This is a genomic window from Microbulbifer marinus (assembly GCF_900107725.1).
GTDB lineage: Bacteria > Pseudomonadota > Gammaproteobacteria > Pseudomonadales > Cellvibrionaceae > Microbulbifer > Microbulbifer marinus.
Genome location: NZ_FNQO01000001.1, coordinates 57,269 through 82,011 on the forward strand (window position 1 = coordinate 57,269; position 24,743 = coordinate 82,011).

Genomic DNA, 24,743 nt, shown 5'->3' on the forward strand with positions numbered 1-24,743 from the left:
CCATTTGATAGTTTGAGAGGCAGCATGGCTATGCTGGTTATCGTCGTTTCCGTTGTTTTTTTTATCGTGGTTTCTACAGTGAGTGGAGCCTTGGTCCTTAGGGCCGCGGGTATCGGTATCCCTGCGATTCAGCTTGGTGTGTGGGGTCCTAAGGTAAAGGGCCGCATAGGAGAATCAACTGTATCGCTGAGCCCTTGGCTTTTCAGCGGTAGTGTGACCTTCAAGGATGCCGGCAATATCGACAATTACGGCAATGTGCCCGGCGAGCTATTCAGTTCTCTCGGTCGCCTTCCAAGGGCATTTATGATGCTGGTCGGCCCTGCCGTGATCCTATTCTGCTCAGTGCTGATCATCGGCAGCGAAGCCGTGCAGGCCTTCACTGCGGCGTTTTATCAGATCCCGCGCGGTGCATTAAGTCCGTTCACTTATGCGCAGAAGTTGTTGGCGAGTTTTTGGCCGGTCGTCAGCGAATCGCCTCTTGAAGCTGCCGCTCTGGTGATGGGCAAGATTGCGGCACTCGCATTCATGCCGATTCCGCCTTTCAGTGGTGGCCAGGCGCTCATGGAGCTATCCCGAAGCAAGGGTGCTACACACGGTCGTAGCGCTATGGTTTTTCTACAACTGGGAATGCTTATAGTGCTTCTGCTAGTAGTGTCCTGGATCGCCGCATTGGGGTATTCGTTAGTGCACAGCGGAGCTATATAAGGGCGCAATGCAGTCGATGTCTCATTTTGCGTGCTTTTGCAGCGTCGCTTCGCTGCCATGATCGTGAAACAAGCACACAGAGAATGCGGCCGCTATGTATGTCGTTCTAATTCCTGAGGTGATTCAGTGCTAAGAGGGTTAAACCATATCACCATTGCAGTAAATGATTTGCGGCGTTCATTGAATTTCTACACAAATCTGCTGGAAATGAAGCCGCATGTTCGCTGGGACAGCGGGGCAGACCTTAGCTTGGGTGATGTTTGGCTTTGTCTGTCACATGATGAAGCAAAGCGCAGTCAGGATTACTGTCATTTAGCATTTGATGTGCCTGAGGATAATTTCAACGCGGTTTCTGAGAAGCATCGCGCAGCAAATGTGGCTGAATGGAAACAAAATAGTAGTGAAGGAAGTTCACTTTATTTTCTAGACCCTAACGGTCATAAGTTAGAGATTCATAGTGGTAGCTTAGAAAGTCGTTTGGAGTCTCTCAAATCCAAGCCGTTTCCAGGGCTGGTATGGATGTAGGCAAATGTTGCAAGTCAATTAACTTCGCGCCTTCGCCGCCGGGTGTGATAAGGCGCGCTGATCCGTGGTGTAATACCGATTAGGAGTGTTTAGTGTCGATAATCATTCACCATCTCAAGTCTGACGACGTCTCTCTGATGGAAGCGCTAACCACGATATTCGGCGAAGCTTTTGGCGACGCAGACACCTACACCGGGAATCGTCCGAGTGCGGATTACCTTCGGCGGCTGCTGGGTGGTGACTCGTTCATTGCGCTGGCCGCTTTGAAGAATGGCAGTGTTGTCGGCGGCATTGCGGCCTACGAGCTTAAAAAATTTGAACAAGAACGCAGTGAAGTCTATATCTACGATCTGGCCGTCTCAGCAGCGCATCGGCGCGAAGGTATTGCTTCGAAATTGATCGAAGAACTGAAGAGGGTCGCGGCAGAGCGCGGGGCTTATGTCGTCTTCGTCCAGGCCGATACCGGCATCGAAGACGAGCCCGCCATCGCGCTGTATACGAAATTGGGAACGCGTGAAGATGTCCTGCACTTCGACATTGCGATCGAGGGAAACAACTGACACAACGCGACAACCGGTACCAGGGAGCAATCCGCTTCGCGATCTTGGAATATTAACTCACTAAGAATCGGACACTGATAATGCCACTTCTATCCGGCGGCTGCGCCTGCGGCAAGGTCCGCTACGAATGCTCGGAAAAGCCGATAGTCCAGCTGATCTGCCATTGCCGCGACTGCCAGCATGCCAGCGGCGCTGCCTTCGCGGCGACGATGTTCGTGCCGGCCGATCGGTTGGAATACAAAATTGATACCGAGTTGCACTTCTACGATGTGCAGGCGGAAAGCGGGCGCACGTTGCGCAGGAATTCCTGCGGCGAGTGCGGCTCGCCGATATCGGCCCATTGGCCGGATATGCCCGGGGTGGTATTGCTGGCCGTGGGCGGCCTCGATGACCAGAGTGTGTTCGAGCCGACCCACGAGGTGTGGGTCTCCCGTGCGGAGGCCTGGCATCCGTTCCTGCCGCACACCGTCAAGCTGGACGAGGGGCCGACGGACGACGTGGTGCGCGATCCGTTGCGTGCCTATTTTTCCTCGCGCCGGGGCTGATATTCCGTTCGCCGGGGCTGAAGGCTCAGACGCTATTTTTGCGCAGTCATGCCCTTGGCCCACTGCTTGGTGATATTGAAAAACAGCGAGTATTCCCTGCCGGTTTCCGGATCCCGGACTTTCATCTGATCGAAGACACCCTGTTCGCCCTGCACCAACGACTGATCGACGATCTCCAGCTCCTGCAACTGCAGAAACGCGCGTAGCTCCTGCGTACTGTAAGTCTCGAATGCGGTTTCCATGGTCTTGCCGTTGCCGGTGGCACGGATGGCGTCCATGAAGCCGTTCAGGGCGAACTTGTATTGTTCTGCGACCTGCCGGTTGCCGAGCATCCTGTTGCAGACCATGCCCAGGTAATGGCCGGTGAGGCTGGTGAAGTTGGCGGCGACGATTTTCGCAGCGGCCTGAGCGCAGGCCTTCCCGTTACCCTTGTGCATCTGGTTGATGCCGTACTTCATGACGTCATAGACGGGATCCATATAGGGGGCGTAGCGGCGGGTGGTGGTGTAGGCCTCGCGCACACGCTGGAAATCGGCGGTTTCCGCCTGATCACCCTTCTGTCTCAGGGTCGCGAGAGACTGCTTATACCAGTCAGCGTTAGCATTTTCGGCCAGTGCCGCAGCCTCGGGTGAGGGCGCCTCGTCGGTTGGGGTGGTGCTGGCGCAAGCCGCGAGCAACACGAGGCTGGCGAGGGCAAGGTATTTCATGGCGCGGCTCCTGCAATGGTCGGTATGGTTATTTTTTGCACCGCTGTGGCGCATGGGCTCTAAGCCGTTTGATTATCGGCCGGCTGCGTCCGTTGATCAATTTTGTGCATGGGTACTGGAGATGATTAATAAAAAGCAGCCTTCAGTTGCCTTTTTTATTTGGTCTTTTGGAGAACACTTAGCTATTGATCGGGAAGCTGAACTGCGCTCCTTCGCGCACACCGCTGGCCGGCCAGCGCTTGCTGCAGAAGCGCAACGAGTCCGGACCTCAGGTGTGCCGGGCATTGATCATTGAAAGTCGCGTAGCACCGCCAGGAAGGCATCGCCGAAGCGTTCCAGTTTGCTGTCGCCAACGCCGGATACCGCCAAGAGTTCTTCCCGGGTTTGTGGGCGAGCGCTCACCATGCCGCGCAGTGTCGCATCGTGGAAGACCACATAGGGCGGCACGCCGTGTTCGTCCGCCAGCTGTTTGCGGCAGGCGCGCAGCGCATCCCACAGCGGCTCGTCGGCGGGGGTTAAATCTGCGGCGGCTGCGGCACGGCGCGTCTCGGCGCGCGCGGCTTTCGGCGGCAGCTTGCGCAATTGCACGGTTTCCTCGCCGCGCAGCAGCGGGCGGCAGGCCTCGGTGAGGCGCAGGCCCTGGAACTCGCCCTCGACTTCCAGGTAGCCGCGCACCACCAGCTGACGCACCACCGCGCGCCACTCGTTGGCTGACAGCTCGGTGCCGATGCCGTGGGTGGTCAGCTGGTCGTGGCCGAACTTGCGCACCTTCTCGTTCTCCGAGCCGCGCAGCACGTCGATCACGTGGGCGGCGCCGAAGCGCTGGCCGGTGCGATAGACGCACGACAGCAGTTTTGCCGCGGCCTCGGTGGCGTCCCAGGTCTGCGGCGGTTCCAGACAGGTGTCGCAGTTGCCGCAGGGCTCCGGCTGTTCCTCGGCGAAGTAGCGCAGCAGTGCCTGCCGGCGGCAGCTGGTGATTTCGCACAGGCCGAGCATGGCGTTCAGGCGCGCGCGCTCCTGGCGCTTGTGTTCCTCGCTGCCATCGGACGATTCCACCATCTGCCCCAGCTTGACCACATCCTCGAAGCCGTACAGCAGCAGTGCCGTGGACGGCTCGCCGTCGCGCCCGGCGCGGCCGGTTTCCTGGTAGTAGGCCTCGACACTCTTGGGCAGGTCCAGGTGGGCGACGAAGCGCACATCCGGTTTGTCGATGCCCATGCCGAAGGCGATGGTGGCAACGACGATGACGCCTTCCTCGCGCAGGAAGCGGCGCTGGTATTCGGCGCGAGTCGCCGCCGGCAGGCCGGCGTGATAGGGCAGGGCGGTGAAGCCCTGCTGGCACAGCCATTCAGCGGTGCTCTCCACCTTGGCCCGCGACAGGCAGTAGACGATACCGGCGTTGCCCTGCTGTTCGGATTGCAGGAACTGCAGCAGCTGGCGGCGCGCATTGTCTTTCTGCGCGATGCGGTACTGGATGTTGGGGCGGTCGAAGCTGCTGACGAAGTGGCGGGCATCCTCGAGATCCAGCCGGGTGGCGATCTCGGCGCGGGTGCGCTGGTCCGCGGTGGCGGTCAGCGCGATGCGCGGTACGTTGGGGAACTGTTCGTGCAGGCAGTTCAGCTGCAGGTAGTCGGCGCGGAAGTCGTGGCCCCACTGGGATACGCAGTGGGCCTCGTCGATCGCGAACAGGGACAGCTGCGCCCGCTGCAGCAGCCCCAGGGTGCGGGGTTGCAGCAGCCGCTCCGGCGCCAGGTAGAGCACATCCAGCTCGCCGTGCAGCAGCGCGCTCTCGATATCCTGGGCTTCGTCGAAAGCCACGGAGGAGTTGAGGAAGGCGGCGCGGACACCGGCGGCCTGCAGCGCCTCGACCTGGTCCTGCATCAGCGCGATCAGCGGGGAAATCACGACGCCACAGCCGGGCCGCGCCAGTGCGGGGATCTGGTAACAGAGGGACTTGCCGCCGCCGGTGGGCATCAGCACCAGCGCATCGCGCCCGGCCATCAGGGTGTCGATCACCTCTGCCTGGGGGCTGCGGAACTGGGTATAGCCGAAGACGTGTTCGAGAATATCTTGGGGAGAGTTCATGGTGGCGGAGTATACCGCGCGGGAGCTCACTATGTGGCGGGGCCATCCTCACGGCAGCTCAAATAATGGACTACAATCTTGCGCGTTTTGTTTTGTGATGGGGTTCACGTTTATAATCGTCGCATCACAGCGATAGGCTAAGGATAAGGCTATGCGTGCTTCGATAATGCTGTCTCTGCTGCTGGCGATCGGGCTGGGAAGCCTCGCCGGATGCTCCACCACTCCTCCGCGGACGCTGGTCCAGTCCGCTCTCGCAGATACCCACCTGGGTTGGCAACCCGCGCCGGAAAACCAGCTCGCCTACTCGGTAGCCACGGCCAGCGGCATCGCGCGGGTGGAACTGCAGCCGCTGCCGGACAACCTGCACACCCTGACCCTGGAACTGCCGGGCATGCGCAAGGTGGAAGGCGTGCAGTGGCGCGGCGATGACGGCCGGCACTCGATGCTGTTCGACGGCGCCGGCGGTCCGGATGGGATCAGCCTGCAGAGCCGCGGCCACGGCTTCCGCCTGCAGATCAAGGGCGCCGCTCTCGATCAGGTGCGCAGCGGCGGTGTGCTGACGGTGATTGATTACTACCGCGGCTAGTCGCTCGGCTCTCCGTCGTTTTCGAACCCCAGCCCCTGCGGGCGGATCAGGTACAGCTTCGGCCAGAATTTTCCCGTTACCCAGAGTCCGTTGCGGGCCTCGTCCCAGGCGATGCCATTGGCGACTACATCCGGGTGGCGGGAGTCCGGCACCAGTTCCCGCAGGTCGATGACGCCTTTCACTGCCCCGCTGGCCGGATCTATCGCGATGATGCGGGTGTCCTGCCAGATATTGGCCCAGATCAGCCCCCGCGCGTACTCCAGTTCGTTGATATTCGACCAGTCCTCACCGCCGCCGTGGACCTTGAGCCGCCGCTTGATCGCGAAGGTGTCGGGATCGCGGTAGGTCAGCTCGTCGCTGCCGTTGCTCATGATCAGCTGCTCGCCGTCACTGGTCAGGCCCCAGCCTTCGCCCGCATAGTGGCGCACGCCCAGCGGCGTCAGGTCACCGGCGCGGTAAATCTGTAATTCCCCGGCCTTGTAGGTGAGCAGGTAGACCTTGCCGTCGAGGACGGTCAGGCCCTCTGCGAAGCGGTTCGCAGCCAGCCATTTGCGCCTTAGGGGATTGGCGCCCGGATCGGTATACTCGGCCAGCCAGGAGCGCCGGTAGAGGCCGCTGCTTTCCCACCAGCGCTGGCCATCGAAGAAAAGCCCCTGGGTAAAGTGATCCGCCGGACGGCTGCGCTCGCCCAGGGTGGTGAAGGGGATTGCCTCAAGACTCGTCTCTGCCGCGGCTGCCACAGGCAACAGCAGCAGTAGTAGACGGCAGTGTCGTATTAGAAGGTTGAGCATCGAGAAATTATGACCAGAGTAAAAACATTCGTAACCTTGACCCTTCTCGGGGGACTGGCGGTGGTACTGCCCATCGCCATCTTTATCCTGCTGATCCAGTGGCTGTTCGGCCAGATCACCGAACTGGTCGCACCGGCAGTCATTTGGCTGGAAGCCCATACGCAATTCAAGGATACCCTCGCCAAGCTGGCGGTGATAGCGCTGATCCTCGGCGGCTGTTTCCTGATCGGCCTGCTGGTAAAGACCAGCGTCGGCCACTGGCTGCACCGGCACCTGGATCACTGGTTCGGCCGCCTGGCCCCGGGTTACAACACGATCAAGGACCTAGTGCTGCAGTTTATCGGCGGTGGCGCCGGTGAAGGGGTGCTGTCCGGGCCGGTGGCGCGGGTGCGTATTCACGGCGCCGGCAACCCGCTGTCGGTGACCGCGATCGTCACCTCCCTGCACGCCAACGGCGATTACACCGTCTATGTGCCGACCGCACCGGTGCCGACCTCGGGGTTCGTCTATCACGTGCCGGCGGACTGCGTGGAGATTCTGCCGGATGTCACCGTCGAGGCGGCGATGAAGTCCATCGTCGCCTGCGGCTCCGGCAGCGCCAACTTGCTCGCCCCTGAGGTTGAGGTTCAGGCGTAAACCGCCGCACCTATTGCGGCTGTCTGAAACGGGTCAGCGGTTCTTGCCCAGCGCGCGAATGGCGAAGCGCGCCGGGTGCAGGGCCCGCGCCAGGTCGGCCGTCACTGGCATGGTTTCCCCGCACAGCCAGCCCGCCAGTACCTCGGCGGCCAGCGGCGCATAGGTAAAGCCCCGCGAGCCGAGCCCACCCAGTACGTAGAGCGCCGGCTGATAGGCGGCTCTCTGCGGAATTAGCAGCTTGCGATTCTTGCGCAGCTCGGCGTAGGTCGTGTCGATCGAATCCCAGTCCGGCACCGGGCCCGCCATCGGCAGGTAATCCGGTGTCGCCGCGCGCACGGCCGCGCGCCCGCTGACCGGCTGCCCCGCGAAGTCGGCGGCCACCTGCGGCAGCATTGCGCCCAGGGTGTCGAGATTTTCCCGCGTTTCCTCCTCGCGCAGTTCGGTCTGCGTTTCCTTCAGCTTGAAGGTGGCGCCAAAGCTGTGGCGTTCGCGGAAGGCCGGGGCGATATAGCCATCGCCGCACAGCGTGGTCTGCAACTGCCGTGAATTGGCGCTGGCCGGGGCGCTGGAGACCTGGCCGCGAATCGGGCGCAGCGGCAGCGCGGCAGTCTGCTCGAACTGGCGGATACCGTGGGCGCTGCAGATCACCACCGCATCGGCGCTGAACTCCTGATCGGCGCTGCGCAGCTGCCAGCCGTTTTCCCGCGGAGTCAGTGCATCGATCCTGGTGTTGCAGCGCAGTTCGATATTGCGGTGCTGCAGCAGCGTGGTGCAGACCCGTTGCGGTTCGATCCAGCCCGCCGCCGGGAAATAGAGCCCGCCAAAGTCGAGCGGTACGCCGGCAATGGCACTGGCCTCTTCGGCGTCCACCATGCGGGCGAGGCCTTCCGCTTTGTGCTGATCCAGCAGCTGGCCGATCTGCTGTTGCAGCTGCTGTTCCTTGTCGCTCTGCGCCAGCTGCAACAGGCCGCTGAAGTGCGTTACGTCCGCGCAGTGTTCGCGGTAGTAGCGCTGCGCAAACATCAGCGCGTGCAGATTGAAGTCGCCGTTGGGGCCCGGTTTCGGCGACAGCTTCGCGTAGAGGATGCCCTGTTCATTACCAGAGGCGCCGGCACCGGGTTGCGGTCCCTGGTCGAACACCTGCACGGCGATACCGCGTTCCGCCAGTGTTCTGGCCACAGTCGCGCCGGAGACGCCGGCGCCGATCACGGCGACTTTATTTGGTGTGCACTGCGATGCGCTGTCCGGCAGGTGCCAGGGCGTTGCCGAAATCTGTGTAGGCGCGGTGGTTTCCAGCTGGCCGCGCAACATCTCCCGCTTGTGGCCGAAGCCCGGCACTTTCTGCAGAGTGAAGCCGGCGTCTTGCAGGCCTCGCTTGACCAGTCCGGCGCAGGTAAAGGTGGCAAAGGTTGCCCCGGGCTTGCTCAGCGCGGCGATGTTCTCGAACAGTTCCGGCGTCCACATGTCCGGGTTCTTGGACGGGGCGAAGCCGTCCAGGAACCAGGCATCGACCTGGCGATCGCGATTGTCGTCTTCCAGTCGCAGTGAGCGGAAGGCCGCGCTGGCTTCGCCGATCGCCAGCGTCAGGCTCACGCGGCCGAAGTGCAGCCGGTGTACCCCCTGCGCCAGCAGCGGCGGATAGCGCTCGCTCAGCTGCTCCGCCAGTGGTTGCAGTTGTGGCCACAGCGCCAGCGCGCGCTGCAGGTCTTCGGGATGCAGCGGGTATTTTTCCACCGAGATGAAATTGAGGCGGGCGTTCGCCGGGGCCGTCTGCAGCCACAGCTCCCAGGCGGCGAGAAAATTGAGGCCGGTGCCGAAGCCGGTCTCGCCGATGGTGAAAGTATCGCCGTCGTCGAGTTTGGCCCAGCGCCGGGGCAGGTCGTTCTGCTGCTGGAAGACGTAGCGGCTCTCTTCCAGTCCGGAGGCGGTGGAAAAGTAGATATCGTCGAAGGCGCGCGACAGCGGTTGTCCGTCGTCCCGCCACTCGATATCGGCGTGGAGGTCTTTGTCGCTCACGGTTGTTCTTTCCTGCTCGTTCGGTTCAGGACTGCCATTCGGCTCAGGGCCGCTAATCGGCTCAGGGCTGCTAATCGGCTCAGGGCTGTAGCCCGAACTCGCGCATGATCTGTGCGCACCACTTGTCGATACGCTCTTCGCTGAGATCGAATTCGTTTTCCTCGTCCAGCGCCAGGCCGACGAACTGGGAGCCGTCGTCGGTGAGGCCCTTGGATTCCTCGAACTCGTAGCCTTCCGCCGGCCAATAGCCGACCGCGCGCGCGCCGCAGGCGAGCAGTTGCGCGTGCAGGTAGCCGAGGGCGTCCTGGAACCACTGCGGGTAGCCTTCCTGGTCGCCGAGCCCGAACAGGGCCACGGTCTTGCCGTGCAGGTTCAGCTGCGCCAGCTCGTCCCAGATATTTTCCCAGTCTTCCTGCAGTTCGCCGTAATCCCAGGTGGGGATACCGAAAATCAGGAAGTCGTAGTTTTCCGCCAGGGCGATATCGTCGTCGGCGACATTGTGCAGGTCTATCCACTCGGCACCGATGCGCTCGCGAATTTTCTCCGCGGCCATCTCGGTGTAGCAGGTGCTGGAACCGTAAAAGAGTCCTATCGGAGCTGTGGATGCGTGCATAACAAAAACTAAAAATTTACTTTGTCAGGGCGCCGGAGAAATCCAGCTGGCGCCAGGCTTCGTATATGACCACGGCGGCGGCATTGGAGAGATTGATGCTGCGGCTCTCGGGGCGCATCGGAATGCGCAGCGTGTGCTCCGTGCCAACTGCGGCGAGAAACTCCGCCGGCAGGCCGCGAGTCTCGGGGCCGAACACGATGGCGTCGTCGGCGCGGTATTCGATCTCCGTATGGCTGCGGCTGCCCTTGGTGGACAGGGCCAGCACACGGGCCGGTTGCTCGCTGTCGACGAATGCCTGCCAGTCCCGGTGGCGCACCACGCGGCTGTACTCGCTGTAGTCCAGCCCGGCGCGGCGCAGGCGCTTGTCGTCCATCGCGAAGCCGAGCGGCTCTATCAGGTGCAGCTCGGCACCGGTGTTGGCGCACAGGCGGATGATATTGCCGGTATTCGGCGCGATTTCCGGTTGGTAGAGGACAATCTTGAACATGGGCTGGTGGCCGGCAGCGGCGGCCATATCTGGCCAAATCTGGACGGAGCCGGGTGTAGTGCCCGGCCCCAATTCGGCGCGGATTATTTCATACTTAGAGAGTTGAGGCGATCTCCTCGCAGTCGATCTCGACGCCCAGCTCATTGGCGATTTCGTCCAGTTCGTCGCGCAGGCCGTCGAAGTCCATGTCCTCAGCGACGGTGATGACGCATTCGGCGGTGAACAGCGGCTCGCCGCTCCACGGGGTGCTGTCGTAGCCGGTTTCCAGCTGCTCCATATTGATATTGCGCGCCGCCAGGGCGCGGGAAATTTCGCGCACTATGCCGGGGCGGTCGTTGCCGACCAGCTTCAGGGTGACGGTCTGTTGCGGGCCCGCGGCAACGGCTACGGCTTCTTCGATGACCAGCTTGAAGCCGTCCCCGGCCAGCTCGCCGAGAGCGTCTTTGAGGTTCTGGCAGGAATCGCTGGGCACGCTGACGCGCAGGATGCCGGCGAACTTACCGGCGAAGTGCGCCATGCGGCTGTCCTCCCAGTTGCCGCCGTTTTCCGCCACCACGGCAGAGAGTTTCTCTACTACGCCGGGCTTGTCGTCGCTGATCAGGGAAATAACGAGGTGCTGTTGCATATGGTGTTCCTTTGCTGCAGGGGAGGCGATTACACTGATTGTAGCGACTGGCGGTCTGTCTGATAACTCCATCGGCTGGTCGTAAAGGTATTATTTCCCGGCGCCATGCCAGATAACGTTCGGAGGGACTGTCGATGAAAGTACATGCGGATCTGTGTGTCATCCCGATCGGGGCCGGAGTTTCGGTGGGCGAATATATCGCGGAGTGCCAGAAAGTATTGGACGAAGCGGGCCTGGAACATCGGATGCACGCCTATGGCACCAATATCGAGGGAGAGTGGGACGAGGTGATGGCGGCGGTCAAGCGCTGCCACGAGCGCGTCCACGCCATGGGTGCGCCGCGTATAAGCACCAGTCTGAAGCTGGGAACTCGCACGGACCGGGAGCAGTCTTTACAGGATAAGATCGACAGCGTGCGATCGAAGTTGGACCAACGATAACAACGAGGAGTCAGGATGAAAATCAACAACATGCTGGTGACACTGGCGTGCGCGGCGGCGTTTACCGGCAGCGTGCAGGCTGCCGATCTCAAGTCGGTTGTTGAGGGCGATCATCGCACAGAGTCTTTCGCCGCGCGCGACCAGTACCGTAACCCGCAGGCAACTCTGCAGTTTATTGGTATCAAGCCGGACATGACCGTGGTGGAAATCGCACCGGGCGGCGGCTGGTACACGGAAATTCTCGCGCCCTACCTGAAGGATGAGGGCACCCTGTATGCGGCGCACTTCCCGGCGGACAGCGAGTCCAGCTACTACCAGCGCTCCCTCAAGGCATTCAAGGAAAAGCTGGCGGCGGACAAAGACAGTTACGGCAAGGTAGAACTGACCGAGTTCGATCCGGCCTCCGGCCGCCCGATTGCACCGGCCGGCAGTGCCGACGCGGTGGTGACCTTCCGTAACGTGCACAACTGGATGAACGGCGGTTACGATCAGAAAGCATTCGACAGCTTCTTCGCCGCACTGAAGCCCGGTGGTGTACTGGGCGTTGTGGAGCACCGCGCTAAGCCGGGCACCAGCCGCGAGGACATGATCCAAAGCGGGTATGTAACCCAGGACTATGTGATCGAGCTGGCCAAGAATGCAGGTTTCGAACTGGAGGCGTCCAGCGATGTGAATGCCAACCCGAAAGATACCGCCAAGCACCCGAAAGGTGTCTGGACCCTGCCGCCGTCCCTGCGTCTCGGCGACCAGGACAAGGACAAGTACCTGGCCATCGGCGAGAGCGATCGCATGACGCTGCGCTTCCGCAAACCCAAGTCCTAATTTTTTCCTGTCAGTGCGGCCCATGGCCGCGATCGGAGGGTATCCTATTACCCCGGATCGCGGCCGTGGGCCGTTTCTATTTTTGCAGTAGCGAGTTTTATGATCATCCCATTCCAACAACTGGACCCCGACACCCTGCAGAACCTGCTGGAGGAATACGCTACCCGCGATGGAACCGATTACGGCGAGCGCGAGGTGAGCCTGGTGGACAAGGTGGCCAGCCTGCGCCGCCAGCTGCAGTCCGGTGAAGTGGTGATCTGGTTCGAGCCCGGCGAGGAGTCGGTCAACCTGGTGCTGGCGAGGGATATTACCGACGATGTCTGAATCGCTGATAGATAGCCCCGCCGAACCCCGCGTGCGCTTCCTGTTTGCCCACGGCGCCGGTGCGCCGATGGATAGCGACTTTATGCAGGCCATCGCGTCCGGACTCTGCGAGTGCGGGGTCGAGGTGGTGCGGTTCGAGTTCCCGTATATGGCGCAACGCCGCACCGGTGGCAGCAAGCGGCCGCCAAACCGGATGCCGGAACTGCTGGAGTGCTTCCGCGAGCAGATCGACAGGATCAGTGAAAAGGACGATGGCCTGCCGCTTTACATCGGCGGCAAGTCCATGGGCGGCAGGGCTGCCAGCCTGTTGGCACAGGAGTATTGCGATCGCGGTGTCGTGGCGGGGCTGGTCTGCCTGGGCTATCCGTTCCACCCCCGCGGCAAGCCCGACAAGCTGCGCACCGAGCACCTGCTGGAACTGAGCTGCCCGACGCTGATAGTGCAGGGCAGTCGCGACCCGCTGGGCAATGTGGAAGAGGTGGAGGGCTATGGACTGTCGGATTCTATCCGGCTGCTGTGGCTGGAAGACGGCGACCACGACTTCAAGCCGCGCCGTGTATGTGGTTTTACACGCGAACAGCACTGGCAGGCGGCGGTCGCTGCGGTGGCGCGGTTTCTGCGGGTCTAAGGGTCAGGCTACCTCGAGAATCGTAATCCGTTCCTCGTCCACCAACACCGGCGCCAACAGGGACATCTGCGCGCGGCGCTCCTCGCTGGTGTACCAGTGCTGCCAGTGCAGCTCCGACTGCCACTTGGACAGGGTAAAGCGTCGCAGCGGGTTGTTCTTCTCAACGAAGGTCTGCCCCTCGACAAACCCTACGGTGCGGTAGGCCTGCGTCAGTATCTTGCGCGCCGTCTCTTCGTAGGTGGTCTGCATGTCCGGGGCGATTTCCCGCTCTATCAAAACGTAAATCATCTTCTACTCTTGATCAGCTTATGGTTCCTGAGCACTCTAGGGATTCTAGCGCGGCTGCACCCGATCTAGGTGGGCAAATTGGCCGACGAGTCAGGCAAAGTTGCAGATGACGACAGTGGGCAAATCCCGGACAATAGCGCCATGAAGTCAGATCCCATGAAACCAGATCCCATAAAATCAGACCACTGTCTCGATGCCCGCGGCCTGCTGTGCCCCGAGCCCATCATGATGCTGCACGCGGCCGTGCGCAAGGTGGCAGACGGTGAAGTGCTGCAGATGATCGCCACCGATCCCTCCACCCAGCGGGACGTACCCAAGTTCTGCCAGTTTCTCGGCTACGAGCTGGTGCACCACGCCGAAGAAAACGACGAGTTCATCTACTGGATCAAAAAAGCGGAAGCTTAGGAAGAAGTCTCGGGGCGAACACGAGGTTCGCCCCGATTGATTGGGTTACGGGGAAGTCACCAGCGCCGCAATGGCAGCCAGCGCCTCCGGGTCTTCGGATTTGATCTTGTTGGCGATATGGTGCTGAAAGAAGTAGCGGAAGCCCTTTGCCTCCTGTGCCGGGTACAGGCACAGGTCGCCTGGCAATACCGGGGTGGTTTCCACGATATCGTGATCGATCAGCATGCCGTGAATCTCTCCGCTGGCATATAAACGCCAGCTCACGACTTCGGTGAGGGTCAGGTTCTCCCGCTGCTCATCCATAAACACCCCGTGGGTGCCAATGGTGTCGGGGATCTCCTGCAACACCTCCTCGGCCTTGCTGCTCTCGTATTCGAAATATTCCGCCGCAGTCTCCAGCTCGACGATCTTGTGGATGGGGGGCTCGTGGAAGATTTCCTCGATGCCGGGATCGTAGTAGCCCTCGAAGCGTCCGTCTAAAGGGTCCTTGATGTCTGGACAGGCCACTATGGAGTTTAACCAGGGAACGAGGCCGACGACCTCGCCATTTGCTTTCAGGCCCCAGCACAGAATTTTCAGGCTGTAGAGATCAGAGCCGCTGGAGCTGTTGGAGTAGAGCATTTCCAGGCCGTCTAGCTCCGGCGAAAGACGGATAAAGCGCCTGCTCGCTGAAGTTTCGATCGGCTCGCCGGTGAAGAGGTCAACCACGTTGGTGAAGCTGTGGTCGGTCATGGAGCACCTCCTTGCAGGGCCGGTTATATACCGTCTCCATCCAGAAGATGTTGCGTACCGCGAGTGCCCTATCTCTGAACGAAGACTGGGGCAGGAGGGTGTTTGACTGCTTATTTCCCCCCTGGGGGATTCCGGGCAAAGGGCAGGGGCCCCTTTCCGGTGTCCCTTCAATAAAGGTATATGTTGATTTCCGGAAATACAACCAGTGGGTTAGACCTGTTGGTTATCCTCGACGTGGATTTTCGTGACTTTGCTCCTGACAGTGGCATTGATATAGTCCCCGCCTTTGTCGCCCCCGGAGAATCCCTTGTCTGCCCCGAGCCTGGAACTGGCCCAAGCCCCGACCGCCGAGCCGCTGGTGGATCGCATTGTGGCGGTGTTCGATCGCTGTTTCGCCAGCCCGCGCGGCCTCAATACCCGGCTGTGTGGCGGCTTCGACGAGCCCTACTACCGGCCGGCACATGACGAACTGCGCTACCACCGGGTGGAGTTCACCCGGGACTACGCCGCCAGCGCGCTGCACGAGGCCGCCCACTGGTGTGTGGCGGGGGCGGCGCGGAGGAGACTGCCGGACTACGGCTACTGGTACGCGCCGGACGGGCGCAGTGCCGAGCAGCAGGCGGAATTCGAGCGGGTGGAGGTCAAGCCCCAGGCGCTGGAGTGGATCTTCGCCCGTGCCAGCGGCCTGCGCTTCCGCGTCAGTGCCGATAACCTCGAGAGCGGCCTGGGCCCCAGCGACAGCTTCAAGCGGGCCATCTGGCAGCAGGTGCAGGATTACTGCCGCCAGGGCGTCAACGAGCGCGCCGCGGCGTTTGCGCGGGCCCTGGCGGCGGAGTTCGGGCGCCCGGATCCGCTGAATCCGGCGCTGTATCAACTTGCGGAGCTGGCATGAGCGCAACTGATTTGAGTGTAAAGAGTCCCGCCACCCTGCTGGTGGACGCCTCGGTCTACATCTTCCGCTACTACTTTGCCCTGCCGCCCAACTGGACCAGCCGTTCCGGCCACTCCACCGAGGCGGTGTACGGTTTCAGCAACTTCCTGCTGGACTTGCTCGGGCGGCGTCCGCGCCATATCGCCTGCGCCTTCGACGAGTCCCTCGGCAGCTGTTTCCGCAACGAGCTCTACCCGGACTACAAGTGCAGCCGCGCGCTGCCGGACGAGGCGCTCGCCTTTCAGCTGGCCGCCTGCCGCACTATGGCAGAGGCGCTGGGTATCGCCTGCTTCGCCAGTGACCGCTACGAGGCGGACGATATCCTCGCCACGCTGACCGCGATTTGCCGCGATCAGGAGCCGATCATCATCAGCCGCGACAAGGACCTGGGCCAGCTGTTGGACCGGGGCGCCGCGTCCCTGTGGGATTTTGCCGCCGATAACCATTCGGATACCGCTGCGATCCAGGCCAAATTCGGTGTGCGCCCCGGACAGATAGCCGATTACCTGGCGCTGGTCGGCGACAGCAGCGACGATATTCCCGGCGTACCCGGCATCGGTGCCAAGACGGCGGCGCGGCTGCTGGCGGAATTCGACGATGTGGACGCGCTGCTGGCGCAGTCCGAGCGGGTGGCCGGCCTGCCTTTGCGCGGTGCGGCCGGCATCGCCACACGCCTGCAGGAGCATGCAGAGCAGATCCGGCTCGCCAAGCGCCTGGCGATGCTGCACGAGGATATCGACCTGGATATACAGCTGGCCGATCTGCAGCCCCAGGCGGCGGATATCGGCGTCGCCCAGGCCCTGGCCGATGAATTCGGCATCGGTGGCCTCAAAGCTAAAATCGAACGGACACTGACAGTCGACAACAGGGAAACGGTGTGAAGCAGGCAGAACTGACAATCGTCGCCGACGAAAATATTCCCGCGCTGGAGCAGTACTTTGGCGATCTGGGTACCCTGGTACGGGTGCCCGGGCGCACGCTGTCGCGCGAGCAGCTGACGCAGGCGGATGTGTTGCTGGTGCGCTCGGTCACCGAGGTGAACCGGGCTTTGCTGGAGAGCACGCCGGTGCGCTTCGTCGGCAGCTGCACCATCGGTACCGATCACCTGGATACCGACTGGTTGGAGCAGCAGGGAATTCCCTGGAGTGCCGCGCCCGGCTGCAATGCCAACTCGGTGGTCGAATACGTGTTCTGTGCGCTGGCCGCGCTGGACGTTGACTGGAGCGGGCGCAGCTTCGGCATCGTCGGCTGTGGCAATGTCGGCGGCCTGCTGCAGCGGCGACTGCATGCGCTCGGTATCCGCTGCGCGGTCTACGATCCCTGGCTGCCGGACAATCCCGATGCGGCGGACCTGCAAGAGGTGCTGCAGCAGGATGTGATCTGCCTGCATGCGCCGCTGGTGAAGGATGGGCCGTATCCGAGCTTGCATATGATCGGCGAGCGGCAGCTGAACTGGATCAAGGACGGCGCGGTGCTGATCAGCGCCGGCCGCGGCGCGGTGGTAGACAACGGCGCGCTGCTGCAGCTGCTGCGACGGGACAAGCGCTTTACCACGGTACTGGACGTGTGGGAAAACGAGCCGGGTATCGATACGGAATTGCTGGCGCAGGTGGATATCGGCACGCCGCATATCGCCGGCTACAGTCTCGATGGCAAGCTGACCGGCACGCGCATGATTCGCACGGCGCTGTCCGAAGCTTTGTCCTTGCCGGCAATTGCGGTCGGTAACCGCGAGCGGGATCCTGTCATATGCGAGGTGATGTTGCCCGCGCCGGGGGAGTCCGCCTTTTCCCATTTGGCACAGGCGCTGCTGCAAATTTACGATCCGCGTACCGATGATCGTCGCCTGCGTGCGGCGGCAGACGGCGAATTGCCGATGGCGAAGGCTTTCGATCAACTGCGCCGCGAATATCCTGAGCGCCTCGAGTTTTCCCATTATCAAACTGACGCCGCCGCAATCGATGAATCACGGTGGCAGGAGCTGCAAATACTGGGCCTGGAGCTAGCCTGACGTGCAACTGAAAAAACTCGGACTGATCATCAATCCCTGGGCCGGTGTCGGTGGGCCGGCGGGCCTGAAGGGCAGTGACGGTGCCGAAACGGTGCAACAGGCGCTGGCGGCGGGCATAGAGCCGCAGTCGCACAAGCGTGCGGCCATTGCCCTCGCCGCACTGGAACCGTTTCGCGAACAACTGGAGCTCCTCTGTTTCGCCGGCAATATGGGCGAGGACACCGCCAAAGCACTGAATTTTTCCACCCGGGTCGTCGGCCGGGCCGAATCCGACCCCTCCACACCTGCGGACACCGAGCGTGCGGCGACGGTGATCAGGGATGCCGGCGCCGACCTGATCGTGTTTGTCGGCGGTGACGGCACCGCGCGCAATATGGTCAATGCGCTAGGCGACGAATTCCCGGTGCTCGGCATTCCCGCCGGAGTGAAGATGCACTCCGCCTGTTTTGCGATTTCCCCCAAGGCCGGTGGCGAGGTATTGCGGCGGCTGATGGTGGGGCAGCTGGTGGACCTGCACGAGCGCGAAGTGCGCGATATCGATGAGAAATCTTTCCGCGAAGGCCGCGTCAGTACGCACCACTACGGTGAACTGCTGGTGCCGGAAGAGGGGCACTTCCTGCAGGCGGTAAAGAATGCCGGCCGTGAGGTGGAGGAGCTGGCGGTGGCGGACATCGCCGCCGACGTGGTCGAGGAGCTGGATGCGGACACCCTGTATGTCGTCGGCCCCGGTTCCACCACGCTGGCAATTCTGGAGGAGCTGGGGCTCGAAGGCACGTTGCTGGGGGTGGACCTGCTGCGCGATGGCGAACTGGTTGCGGCGGACGTCGGCGCACCGGATATCGAGCAGGCCATCGCCGCGCACGGCGGCCCGGTAAAAATCATTCTGACCGCGATCGGCGGTCAGGGGCACCTGATCGGCCGCGGCAATCAACAGTTCTCGCCGGCGGTGTTGCGCGCGGTGGGCCGCGACAATCTGATCGTCGTCGCCACCAAGACCAAGGTGACCGAACTTGGTGGCCGGCCGCTGTTGGTGGACAGCGGTGATCCGGAACTGGACGAACAGTGGAGTGGATTCATACGCGTGATTACCGGCTACCGGGACGCGATTCTGTATCCGCTCAGCAATGGGGATTTGTAAATAAAGATGTCTACAGATTGGCAGGCTCTGCTGGAGCAGGTAGAGACCAAACTGAATGAAGCCAGCCCGGACAGCCGGCGCTTGTTCCACGGACGCGGACGCTGTTACCCGGGCCTGGAACAGGTTTGTGTCGACAGCTTTTTCCCGGCACTGCTGGTGACTTTTTTTGAAGAGTACGAGGGCGAAGAGGCCCTGTGTGAACAGCTGTGGCAGCTGGCGGGACCGCACGGTTACCTGGGGGTGGCGGCGCAGCGGCGCTATCGCCAGGGGGCGCCGGTAGACTGGCACTGCGGCCAGCCGGTGGCGGCACCGCTGGCACGCCGCGGCCAGCTGAAATTCCCAATCACTTTCGAGCGCCAGAACGTCGGCTTCTTTCTCGATATCGAGCCGGGGCGGCGCTGGCTGGAGCAGCAGGTAAAGGCCCACGCGGGCACCGAGAACCTGAAACTGCTGAATCTGTTTGCGTTTACCTGTGCCTTCTCCGCCGTGGCCCGCGCGGCCGGCGAACTGGAAATCGTCAATATCGATGTAAACCGCGGCGTGCTGAATCGCGGCCGCGAGAACCATGAATTCAATAAGTTGCCACTGAAGGGCATCAAGTTCCTGCAGCTGGATGCGCTGCGCGAGTTCAAGCGCTTCGACCGCCGCGGGCCATTCCAGCTGGCGGTGGTGGATCCGCCCACGCGGCAGAAGGGGCGCTTCGACGTCAGCCTTAACTACGAAAAACTGCTGAAGCTGTTGCCGGGTTGTCTGGCGGAAGAGGCGGATCTGTTGATGGTGATAAATTCGCCGCGCCACAGCGAGGCGCACTTTCGCGAATTGATCGAGGGGGCCGACAGCCGTTTCGAAGTGCTGGAACGCCTGCCGCAGAATCCGGATTTCCCCGACCGGGACCCGGATGCAGCATTGAAAATGCTGCACGTAAAATTTCGCAGGTAGCTGATTCCAAATTTACAGGCTGGCGAATTCCCTCATCAGCCGCTCCATCAACTCCTGCAATAGCGGCGACGAGCCGTTGCGCACAGCGCTGTCGAGCAGCTGTGCGTTGCTTTCCCCGGACTCGGTTTTTTTCACCAGCAACAGAAAGCCACGGTGGCTCAGCGCCGCTTCCTCTACCGCCTCCTGGCGCACCAGCTGGGAGAAAGTCATATAGCCGCTCTGTTGCAGCCAGGTCATCGCGCCGAGGCAGGCGAGGTGGCGCGGCGAATGCAGGCCGAATTCGTCCGGGGTGTCGGGCCCGGCGATGTCCTCCACGTAGACCGTGGCCGGGGCCGGGAACTGGTTGAACAGCGCCAGCAGAATCCTGCCGGCGTCGCGGTAGAAGTCGTGAATGTGCAGGTCGTCCAGCATCGGCACTACTGAGAATATCTTTCCAGGAAATAACCCAGCCGCTCTATAGAGTGGGAGAGGTCATCGGCGCGCGGCAGGAAGACGATACGCAAATGGTCCGGTGCATCCCAGTGGAAGGCGCTGCCCTGCACCAGCAGGATTTTTTCCTGGCGCAGGAAGTCCAGCACCAGCCGCTCGTCGTTCTGGATCTTGTGCTGGTCCAGGTGCAGTTTCGGGAACAGGTAGATGGCGCCGCGGGGTTTCACGCAGCTGACCCCCGGAATGTCGTTCAGCATCCGGTAGGCGAGGTCGCGCTGCTGGCGCAGGCGGCCGCCGGGCAGCACCAGGTCATTGATACTCTGGTAGCCCCCCAGTGCGGTCTGTACCGCAAACATGGCCGGCACATTGCCGCACAGGCGCATCGACGACAGTATGTCCATGCCCTCGATAAAACCCTTGGCGCGCTGCTTGGCGCCACTGACGATCATCCAGCCGGAGCGGAAGCCCGCCAGGCGATAGGACTTGGACAGGCCGTTGAAACTCAGGCACAGCACGTCTTGCGCCAGCGTGGCCATCGGCGTGAATTCGGCGTCGTCGTACAGGATCTTGCTGTAGATCTCGTCGGCAAAGATCACCAGGCCGTGGGTGCGGGCAACCTCTACAATCTGTTCCAGCAGCGCACGCGGATAGACGGCGCCGGTGGGATTGTTGGGGTTGATCACGACGATGCCGCGGGTGCGCGGTGTGATCTTGGCCTTGATGTCGGCGATATCCGGCAGCCAGCCGGCTTCCTCGTCGCAGCGGTAGAGCACCGGGTGGGCGCCGGTCAGGTTGGTGGCGGCCATCCACAGCGGATAGTTGGGCATCGGCAGCAGCAGTTCGTCTCCGTCGTTCAGCAGTGCCTGGGTGGCCATCGAAATCAGCTCGGAGACGCCATTGCCGAGATAGATATCGTCGATATCCACCCCTTCGATGCCGAGTGTCTGGCACTCCTGCATAATGGCCTTGCGTGCGGCGAACAGGCCTTTGGATTCCACGTAGCCCTGGGCCTGGGCTAGGTTGTGAATCACATCCTGGATGATTTCGTCGGGGGCGTCGAAGCCGAAAGGGGCCGGATTGCCGATGTTCAGCTTGAGAATACGGTGACCTTCCTCTTCCATGCGGTAGGCCTGTTCCATCACGGGGCCACGGATTTCGTAGCAGACGCCGTGCAGTTTTTCCGACTTTAGAATGTCCTTCATGATGGCTGCGGTAACCCTTGAGGTGCGACTCTGCCGAAGCGGCCGCTCCGGCAAAGGAAGTGATACAGGAAGAAGAGTATGTCAAAAGAAAAAGACGATAACTACTGGCGCGACAAGCTGACTCCGGAAGAATTTCACGTTTGTCGCGAAGGGGGCACCGAGCGCCCCTATACCGGTGAGTACTGGGATGTGTTCGAAGACGGCCACTACCGCTGCCGCTGCTGCGGCGAGGTGCTGTTCCACTCCGACTCCAAATTCGAGTCGCACTGCGGCTGGCCCAGTTTCGACGCCGAGGCGAGCGAGGGAGCGGTGGCAGAGCGGCCCGACAACAGCCTGGGTATGCAGCGCACCGAGATCGTCTGTGCCAAGTGCAACGCACATCTTGGGCACGTTTTTCCCGATGGCCCGACGGAAACAGGATTGCGTTACTGTGTAAACTCGCTATCGGTGAAACTGCATACCGAGTCCGGGAAGGAGGAAAAGTGAGTAAGCTGGCGCGATATACCCATTGGAGTCGTTGGCTGGTGCGGGTGCAGTGGTTGCTGCTGGCCGCCATTTTCTGTGCCGGGCTGGCCCTGCGACTGGAACTGGTGCACTTTCGCCCGGTATTCGAGGTCTTCAAGTTTGCCGGCCTGACGGCCCTCGGCGTGGCGCTGATCGGTATGCTGGTATTCATCTGGGGGCTGGTGAAGCGACATCCGCAGAGCCGCTACAACGCACTCTGGGCGGTGATCCTGGGGCTGCTGCCGGTGGCCGTGCCGCTGCTGACCGTGGGGCGGAGCAATTTCGACGTGCCGCCCATTCACGATATCACCACCGATATGCAGAACCCGCCGGCCTACCAGGCGGTGCTGTCCCTGCGCGAGGAGGGCGACAACAGCCCCGAATACGACGGTGAGGAGGTGGCGAAACTGCAGCGCGAGGCGGATATCTACTCGGATATCATGCCGCTGCAGCTGGAGATACCGGTGGCACGGGCCACCGAGCTATCCGCGAAGGTGGCCGAGGACCTGGGCTGGCGCGTCGTGGCGCTGGAGCCGCAACGGGGCCATCTGGAGGCCGTTGACCGGACCCCGCTGCTTGGTTTCAGTGACGACATAGTGGTGCGGGTGACGGAAGAAAATGGCGGCTCGCGGGTCGATATCCGCTCCAGTTCCCGGGTCGGGATCAGCGATCTGGGGGCGAATGCCGAGCGCATTCGCAGTTTTCTCAGCGAGCTGCAGGCGCGCGCGGCGGGGGTGGAGTAGGGCGCTGCCGCGGCTGGCGCCCGGCAAACCTGCGGATTCGGTAAGTGCCTGACTATAAAAGAAAAAAAACCAAAAAAAGTTTTGATGCGGGTGTTGACAGCCCCCCGGGTGCTACATAGAATGCGCCCCACTTCTGACGCAGAGCGGATCTTTAAGACGCCACGCAGACAGAGGTAAGTCCGGGGTCCCCTTCGTCTAGAGGCCTAGGACACCGCCCTTTCACGGCGGTAACAGGGGTTCGACTCCCCTAGGGGACGCCACTGCGGGAATAGCTCAGTTGGTAGAGCGCAACCTTGCCAAGGTTGAGGTCGCCGGTTCGAACCCGGTTTCCCGCTCCAGTTTTCTACTCCTTGTAGAGCGATGCCTAGATCGCACTGTATGGAGTCGCTAACGGAATTTCCGCTAGCATTGCCACAGACAGTGTGGCAGCATTCGATCCCCGGATCGGAAGCAAGTTTTCTGTCCCCATCGTCTAGAGGCCTAGGACACCGCCCTTTCACGGCGGTAACAGGGGTTCGACTCCCCTTGGGGATGCCAATATGGCCCGGCAGCAATGCTGCCGGGCCAACCCAAAACGCGGGAATAGCTCAGTTGGTAGAGCGCAACCTTGCCAAGGTTGAGGTCGCCGGTTCGAACCCGGTTTCCCGCTCCAAATAAAAAAGCCGCTCGATTGAGCGGCTTTTTTATTTCTCCTTCCTTATTTTCCCTGTTGAGCACGCCTCCTGTGTGAACCGCTGGTCGGGCGATTGAGAGCGGTGCCTATACTTACTGCCGGAAACGCGACCCGCCGGGACGCGCGAAGGAGAGTGATAGTGACTGCATACAGGGATGTCTTGGCGTTCGTCGCCCGACTGCTGCTCGGCTGCTTGTTGCTGCTGTGTGCCGCCTGTTCAGCTGTGCCCCCGCAACCGGAACCGCTGCAGCGGTGGTCGCCGGAGCGAAATGCGCAGGTCCGCGAAATGATGACCGGCGAACGCTCGAAAGAGATCGCTGTGCTGCTGGCGTTTTCGGGCGGTGGCACGCGGGCCGCGGCGCTGTCGTACGGGGTACTCAAGGAATTGAACCGCACCCGCATCCCTACTGCTCACGGAAACCGTTCGCTGCTGCAGGAAGTCGACATGATTTCCTCTGTGTCGGGCGGCAGCTTCACCGCTGCCTATTACGGCCTTTACGGCGAGAGAATTTTTGAGGATTTCGAGCAGCGTTTCCTGCGCCAGGATGTGCAGGGGGCACTTGTTAGCAGGGCGCTGAGCCCGGCCAATTGGCGCAGGCTGGGCAGCCCGCGGTACGGGCGCGCGGATCTCGCGGCCGAGTATTACGACGAGATACTTTTCGATGGCGCCCCCCTGTCCGCATTACAGCGACCCGGCGCGCCCTGGGTCGTCATCAATGCGACCGACCTGGTGAGCGGTGTGCGAATGCCGTTCGTGCAGGAGATGTTCGATCTGTTTTGTATCGACCTGAACAGCTATCCGCTGTCCCGTGCGGTCACTGCCTCTTCAGCAGTCCCGCTGATCTTTTCCCCGGTCGCGGTGCAAAGCTATGCCGGCACCTGTGGATTTGAGGAGCCGGCCTGGGTTGCGGCTGCGCTGCAGGAAGACAAAATCACTTCAGAAAAAATCGTCGCGCGCAGCGTGCGCGAATACCTCGAGCGGGATAGGCGGCCCTGGCTGCACCTGGTGGATGGAGGCATATCCGACAACCTGGGATTACGCAGCTACTACCGCACACTGACGATCACCGAAAAGGCGGGGCCTTCCTCTCACCTGCTGCCACATCTCGACGCCCGGCACGTGCTGGTTGTGCTGGTCAATGCTCACTCCCACCCGCACCGTGACTGGGCGCTGGTACAGAAACCGCCGCCGCTGTTCGAGGTTGCCGGCAGTGTCAGCGGCAGCCAGATCGTCCGCTACAGCGAGGACACTGTCCTGCTTACCCGCCAGACCTTCGAGAACTGGGTTGATGAAAATTCCACCCCCGAGCGCCCGTTGACGTTTAACTTTGTCGAGGTGGGTTTTGACCGGGTGAAAGAACCCCTGGAGCGGGAGTACCTCAACAGTATCGGCACCACCTTCAGGCTCACCGATACCGAGGTTGACCGTTTGATCGCCGCCGGGCAGGAGGTATTGGCGCAGTCGCAGGAATATCGGGATTTCGTGCGCATCGTTGGCGGTTCTGAGTGACGCCTTGCCCGGCCAGCGGTCCGCTGCGGCCTGACCCGCCGTTCAGTATGCGGCCGCCGGTCGCGGCATTGACACTGGCGGAATATCCTCAATTTTTATCCGGTTGCAAAGTGCGCAGTAAGCGCGTTGAATATGCGCCCTCG

Annotated in this window: 31 protein-coding genes and 4 tRNA genes; 24 read left to right on the forward strand and 11 right to left on the reverse strand. The window is 61.7% G+C overall.

Annotated features, from left to right (window positions below):
• Positions 1–24: 24 nt before the first annotated feature.
• From BLW36_RS00240 to BLW36_RS00255, 4 genes are all read left to right on the forward strand, one after another.
• Entirely contained in the window at positions 25–705 is a 681-nt protein-coding gene (locus BLW36_RS00240; protein ID WP_170833072.1) for a hypothetical protein, read from the forward strand.
• Between the two features lie 126 nt (positions 706–831).
• A complete protein-coding gene (gene fos, locus BLW36_RS00245) occupies positions 832–1,230 on the forward strand; it encodes a fosfomycin resistance glutathione transferase (RefSeq protein ID WP_091383803.1) in 399 nt (132 codons plus the stop codon).
• Between the two features lie 92 nt (positions 1,231–1,322).
• Positions 1,323–1,790 carry an AAC(3)-I family aminoglycoside N-acetyltransferase gene (locus BLW36_RS00250; RefSeq protein ID WP_091383805.1) on the forward strand — a complete coding sequence of 156 codons (468 nt, stop codon included), beginning with the start codon at positions 1,323–1,325 and terminating at the stop codon, positions 1,788–1,790.
• An 80-nt stretch (positions 1,791–1,870) separates the two neighbouring features.
• Positions 1,871–2,335: a GFA family protein gene (locus tag BLW36_RS00255; protein WP_091383807.1), complete on the forward strand. Its 465-nt coding sequence runs from the start codon at positions 1,871–1,873 to the stop codon at positions 2,333–2,335.
• Between the two features lie 32 nt (positions 2,336–2,367).
• Here the strand turns inward: BLW36_RS00255 and BLW36_RS00260 are convergent, their stop codons facing one another.
• Complete coding sequence (locus tag BLW36_RS00260) at positions 2,368–3,042, reverse strand: DUF4919 domain-containing protein (protein ID WP_170833073.1); 675 nt, start codon at positions 3,040–3,042, stop codon at positions 2,368–2,370.
• Here BLW36_RS00260 and BLW36_RS17300 point away from each other — a divergent pair.
• A complete protein-coding gene (locus tag BLW36_RS17300; protein ID WP_170833074.1) occupies positions 3,041–3,337 on the forward strand; it encodes a hypothetical protein in 297 nt (98 codons plus the stop codon). The two genes, BLW36_RS00260 and BLW36_RS17300, sit on opposite strands and share 2 nt — an antisense overlap.
• Here the strand turns inward: BLW36_RS17300 and recQ are convergent.
• Positions 3,331–5,127: a DNA helicase RecQ gene (recQ, locus tag BLW36_RS00265; protein WP_091383811.1), complete on the reverse strand. Its 1,797-nt coding sequence runs from the start codon at positions 5,125–5,127 to the stop codon at positions 3,331–3,333. The genes BLW36_RS17300 and recQ overlap by 7 nt on opposite strands.
• 151 nt (positions 5,128–5,278) lie before the next feature.
• Here recQ and BLW36_RS00270 point away from each other — a divergent pair, with 151 nt between their 5' ends.
• Positions 5,279–5,713: a hypothetical protein gene (locus tag BLW36_RS00270; RefSeq protein WP_139304776.1), complete on the forward strand. Its 435-nt coding sequence runs from the start codon at positions 5,279–5,281 to the stop codon at positions 5,711–5,713.
• Here the strand turns inward: BLW36_RS00270 and BLW36_RS00275 are convergent.
• Positions 5,710–6,453, reverse strand: coding sequence for a glutaminyl-peptide cyclotransferase (locus tag BLW36_RS00275; protein ID WP_244506066.1), 744 nt, complete (start codon positions 6,451–6,453; stop codon positions 5,710–5,712). The two genes, BLW36_RS00270 and BLW36_RS00275, sit on opposite strands and share 4 nt — an antisense overlap.
• Positions 6,454–6,513: 60 nt before the next feature.
• Between BLW36_RS00275 and BLW36_RS00280 the strand changes: the two genes are divergently transcribed.
• Entirely contained in the window at positions 6,514–7,140 is a 627-nt protein-coding gene (locus BLW36_RS00280) for a DUF502 domain-containing protein (protein WP_091383817.1), read from the forward strand.
• Positions 7,141–7,173: 33 nt separating this feature from the next.
• On the opposite strand, the gene mnmC is transcribed toward BLW36_RS00280, so the two are convergent.
• From mnmC to BLW36_RS00300, 4 genes are all read right to left on the reverse strand, one after another.
• The gene (gene mnmC, locus BLW36_RS00285) at positions 7,174–9,156 is read right to left on the reverse strand and encodes a bifunctional tRNA (5-methylaminomethyl-2-thiouridine)(34)-methyltransferase MnmC2/FAD-dependent 5-carboxymethylaminomethyl-2-thiouridine(34) oxidoreductase MnmC1 (RefSeq protein WP_091383819.1); all 1,983 of its coding nucleotides are present in this window, start codon (positions 9,154–9,156) and stop codon (positions 7,174–7,176) included.
• 79 nt (positions 9,157–9,235) lie between these two features.
• The gene (gene fldB / locus BLW36_RS00290; RefSeq protein WP_091383820.1) at positions 9,236–9,769 is read right to left on the reverse strand and encodes a flavodoxin FldB; all 534 of its coding nucleotides are present in this window, start codon (positions 9,767–9,769) and stop codon (positions 9,236–9,238) included.
• Positions 9,770–9,785: 16 nt separating this feature from the next.
• Positions 9,786–10,256, reverse strand: a complete 471-nt coding sequence (trmL, locus tag BLW36_RS00295; protein ID WP_091386802.1) for a tRNA (uridine(34)/cytosine(34)/5-carboxymethylaminomethyluridine(34)-2'-O)-methyltransferase TrmL — start codon at positions 10,254–10,256, stop codon at positions 9,786–9,788.
• Between the two features lie 94 nt (positions 10,257–10,350).
• Positions 10,351–10,881: a glycine cleavage system transcriptional repressor gene (locus BLW36_RS00300; protein WP_091383822.1), complete on the reverse strand. Its 531-nt coding sequence runs from the start codon at positions 10,879–10,881 to the stop codon at positions 10,351–10,353.
• Positions 10,882–11,015: 134 nt separating this feature from the next.
• On the opposite strand from BLW36_RS00300, the gene BLW36_RS00305 reads away from it, so the two are divergent.
• The 4 genes from BLW36_RS00305 (at position 11,016) to BLW36_RS00320 (ending at position 13,095) form a co-directional block, all read left to right on the forward strand.
• The gene (locus BLW36_RS00305) at positions 11,016–11,321 is read left to right on the forward strand and encodes an MTH1187 family thiamine-binding protein (protein WP_091383824.1); all 306 of its coding nucleotides are present in this window, start codon (positions 11,016–11,018) and stop codon (positions 11,319–11,321) included.
• 15 nt (positions 11,322–11,336) lie between these two features.
• Positions 11,337–12,143, forward strand: a complete 807-nt coding sequence (locus tag BLW36_RS00310) for a class I SAM-dependent methyltransferase (protein WP_091383826.1) — start codon at positions 11,337–11,339, stop codon at positions 12,141–12,143.
• Between the two features lie 99 nt (positions 12,144–12,242).
• The gene (locus BLW36_RS00315) at positions 12,243–12,467 is read left to right on the forward strand and encodes a YheU family protein (protein WP_091383828.1); all 225 of its coding nucleotides are present in this window, start codon (positions 12,243–12,245) and stop codon (positions 12,465–12,467) included.
• Positions 12,460–13,095: an alpha/beta family hydrolase gene (locus tag BLW36_RS00320; protein ID WP_091383830.1), complete on the forward strand. Its 636-nt coding sequence runs from the start codon at positions 12,460–12,462 to the stop codon at positions 13,093–13,095. Before BLW36_RS00315 ends, BLW36_RS00320 begins: the two co-directional genes overlap by 8 nt.
• Positions 13,096–13,098: 3 nt before the next feature.
• Here the strand turns inward: BLW36_RS00320 and BLW36_RS00325 are convergent, their stop codons facing one another.
• Complete coding sequence (locus tag BLW36_RS00325) at positions 13,099–13,383, reverse strand: antibiotic biosynthesis monooxygenase family protein (protein ID WP_091383832.1); 285 nt, start codon at positions 13,381–13,383, stop codon at positions 13,099–13,101.
• A 156-nt stretch (positions 13,384–13,539) separates the two neighbouring features.
• Here BLW36_RS00325 and tusA point away from each other — a divergent pair, with 156 nt between their 5' ends.
• Complete coding sequence (gene tusA / locus BLW36_RS00330; protein ID WP_091383834.1) at positions 13,540–13,788, forward strand: sulfurtransferase TusA; 249 nt, start codon at positions 13,540–13,542, stop codon at positions 13,786–13,788.
• 45 nt (positions 13,789–13,833) lie between these two features.
• Here the strand turns inward: tusA and BLW36_RS00335 are convergent, their stop codons facing one another.
• The gene (locus tag BLW36_RS00335; protein WP_091383836.1) at positions 13,834–14,520 is read right to left on the reverse strand and encodes a hypothetical protein; all 687 of its coding nucleotides are present in this window, start codon (positions 14,518–14,520) and stop codon (positions 13,834–13,836) included.
• Between the two features lie 307 nt (positions 14,521–14,827).
• On the opposite strand from BLW36_RS00335, the gene BLW36_RS00340 reads away from it, so the two are divergent.
• The 5 genes from BLW36_RS00340 to BLW36_RS00360 are packed head-to-tail and all read left to right on the forward strand — an operon-like array spanning position 14,828 to position 19,539.
• A complete protein-coding gene (locus tag BLW36_RS00340; protein ID WP_244506067.1) occupies positions 14,828–15,412 on the forward strand; it encodes an elongation factor P hydroxylase in 585 nt (194 codons plus the stop codon).
• The gene (locus BLW36_RS00345; protein ID WP_091383838.1) at positions 15,409–16,332 is read left to right on the forward strand and encodes a 5'-3' exonuclease; all 924 of its coding nucleotides are present in this window, start codon (positions 15,409–15,411) and stop codon (positions 16,330–16,332) included. The genes BLW36_RS00340 and BLW36_RS00345 overlap by 4 nt, the downstream gene beginning before the upstream one ends.
• Positions 16,329–17,462 carry a 4-phosphoerythronate dehydrogenase gene (locus tag BLW36_RS00350; RefSeq protein ID WP_244506068.1) on the forward strand — a complete coding sequence of 378 codons (1,134 nt, stop codon included), beginning with the start codon at positions 16,329–16,331 and terminating at the stop codon, positions 17,460–17,462. Before BLW36_RS00345 ends, BLW36_RS00350 begins: the two co-directional genes overlap by 4 nt.
• A gap of 1 nt (position 17,463) precedes the next feature.
• The gene (locus BLW36_RS00355) at positions 17,464–18,600 is read left to right on the forward strand and encodes an ATP-NAD kinase family protein (RefSeq protein ID WP_091383840.1); all 1,137 of its coding nucleotides are present in this window, start codon (positions 17,464–17,466) and stop codon (positions 18,598–18,600) included.
• Between the two features lie 6 nt (positions 18,601–18,606).
• Positions 18,607–19,539, forward strand: coding sequence for a class I SAM-dependent methyltransferase (locus tag BLW36_RS00360; protein WP_091383842.1), 933 nt, complete (start codon positions 18,607–18,609; stop codon positions 19,537–19,539).
• Positions 19,540–19,551: 12 nt separating this feature from the next.
• On the opposite strand, the gene BLW36_RS00365 is transcribed toward BLW36_RS00360, so the two are convergent.
• Both BLW36_RS00365 and BLW36_RS00370 read right to left on the reverse strand, forming a co-directional pair.
• Entirely contained in the window at positions 19,552–19,950 is a 399-nt protein-coding gene (locus BLW36_RS00365) for a hypothetical protein (RefSeq protein WP_091383844.1), read from the reverse strand.
• A 5-nt stretch (positions 19,951–19,955) separates the two neighbouring features.
• Entirely contained in the window at positions 19,956–21,170 is a 1,215-nt protein-coding gene (locus BLW36_RS00370; protein WP_091383846.1) for a pyridoxal phosphate-dependent aminotransferase, read from the reverse strand.
• A 78-nt stretch (positions 21,171–21,248) separates the two neighbouring features.
• Here BLW36_RS00370 and msrB point away from each other — a divergent pair, with 78 nt between their 5' ends.
• From msrB to BLW36_RS00405, 7 genes are all read left to right on the forward strand, one after another.
• On the forward strand, positions 21,249–21,656 hold the full coding sequence (gene msrB / locus BLW36_RS00375; protein ID WP_091383848.1) for a peptide-methionine (R)-S-oxide reductase MsrB: 408 nt from the start codon (positions 21,249–21,251) through the stop codon (positions 21,654–21,656).
• A complete protein-coding gene (locus tag BLW36_RS00380; RefSeq protein ID WP_091383850.1) occupies positions 21,653–22,417 on the forward strand; it encodes a DUF1499 domain-containing protein in 765 nt (254 codons plus the stop codon). Before msrB ends, BLW36_RS00380 begins: the two co-directional genes overlap by 4 nt.
• Positions 22,418–22,601: 184 nt before the next feature.
• A tRNA-Glu gene (locus tag BLW36_RS00385) sits at positions 22,602–22,677 on the forward strand.
• Between the two features lie 2 nt (positions 22,678–22,679).
• Positions 22,680–22,755: transfer RNA gene (locus BLW36_RS00390), tRNA-Gly, on the forward strand.
• 123 nt (positions 22,756–22,878) lie between these two features.
• Positions 22,879–22,954, forward strand: a tRNA-Glu gene (locus BLW36_RS00395).
• Positions 22,955–22,993: 39 nt separating this feature from the next.
• Positions 22,994–23,069: transfer RNA gene (locus BLW36_RS00400), tRNA-Gly, on the forward strand.
• 160 nt (positions 23,070–23,229) lie between these two features.
• Positions 23,230–24,600, forward strand: coding sequence for a patatin-like phospholipase family protein (locus BLW36_RS00405; RefSeq protein WP_139304777.1), 1,371 nt, complete (start codon positions 23,230–23,232; stop codon positions 24,598–24,600).
• The last annotated feature ends 143 nt before the right edge of the window (positions 24,601–24,743 follow it).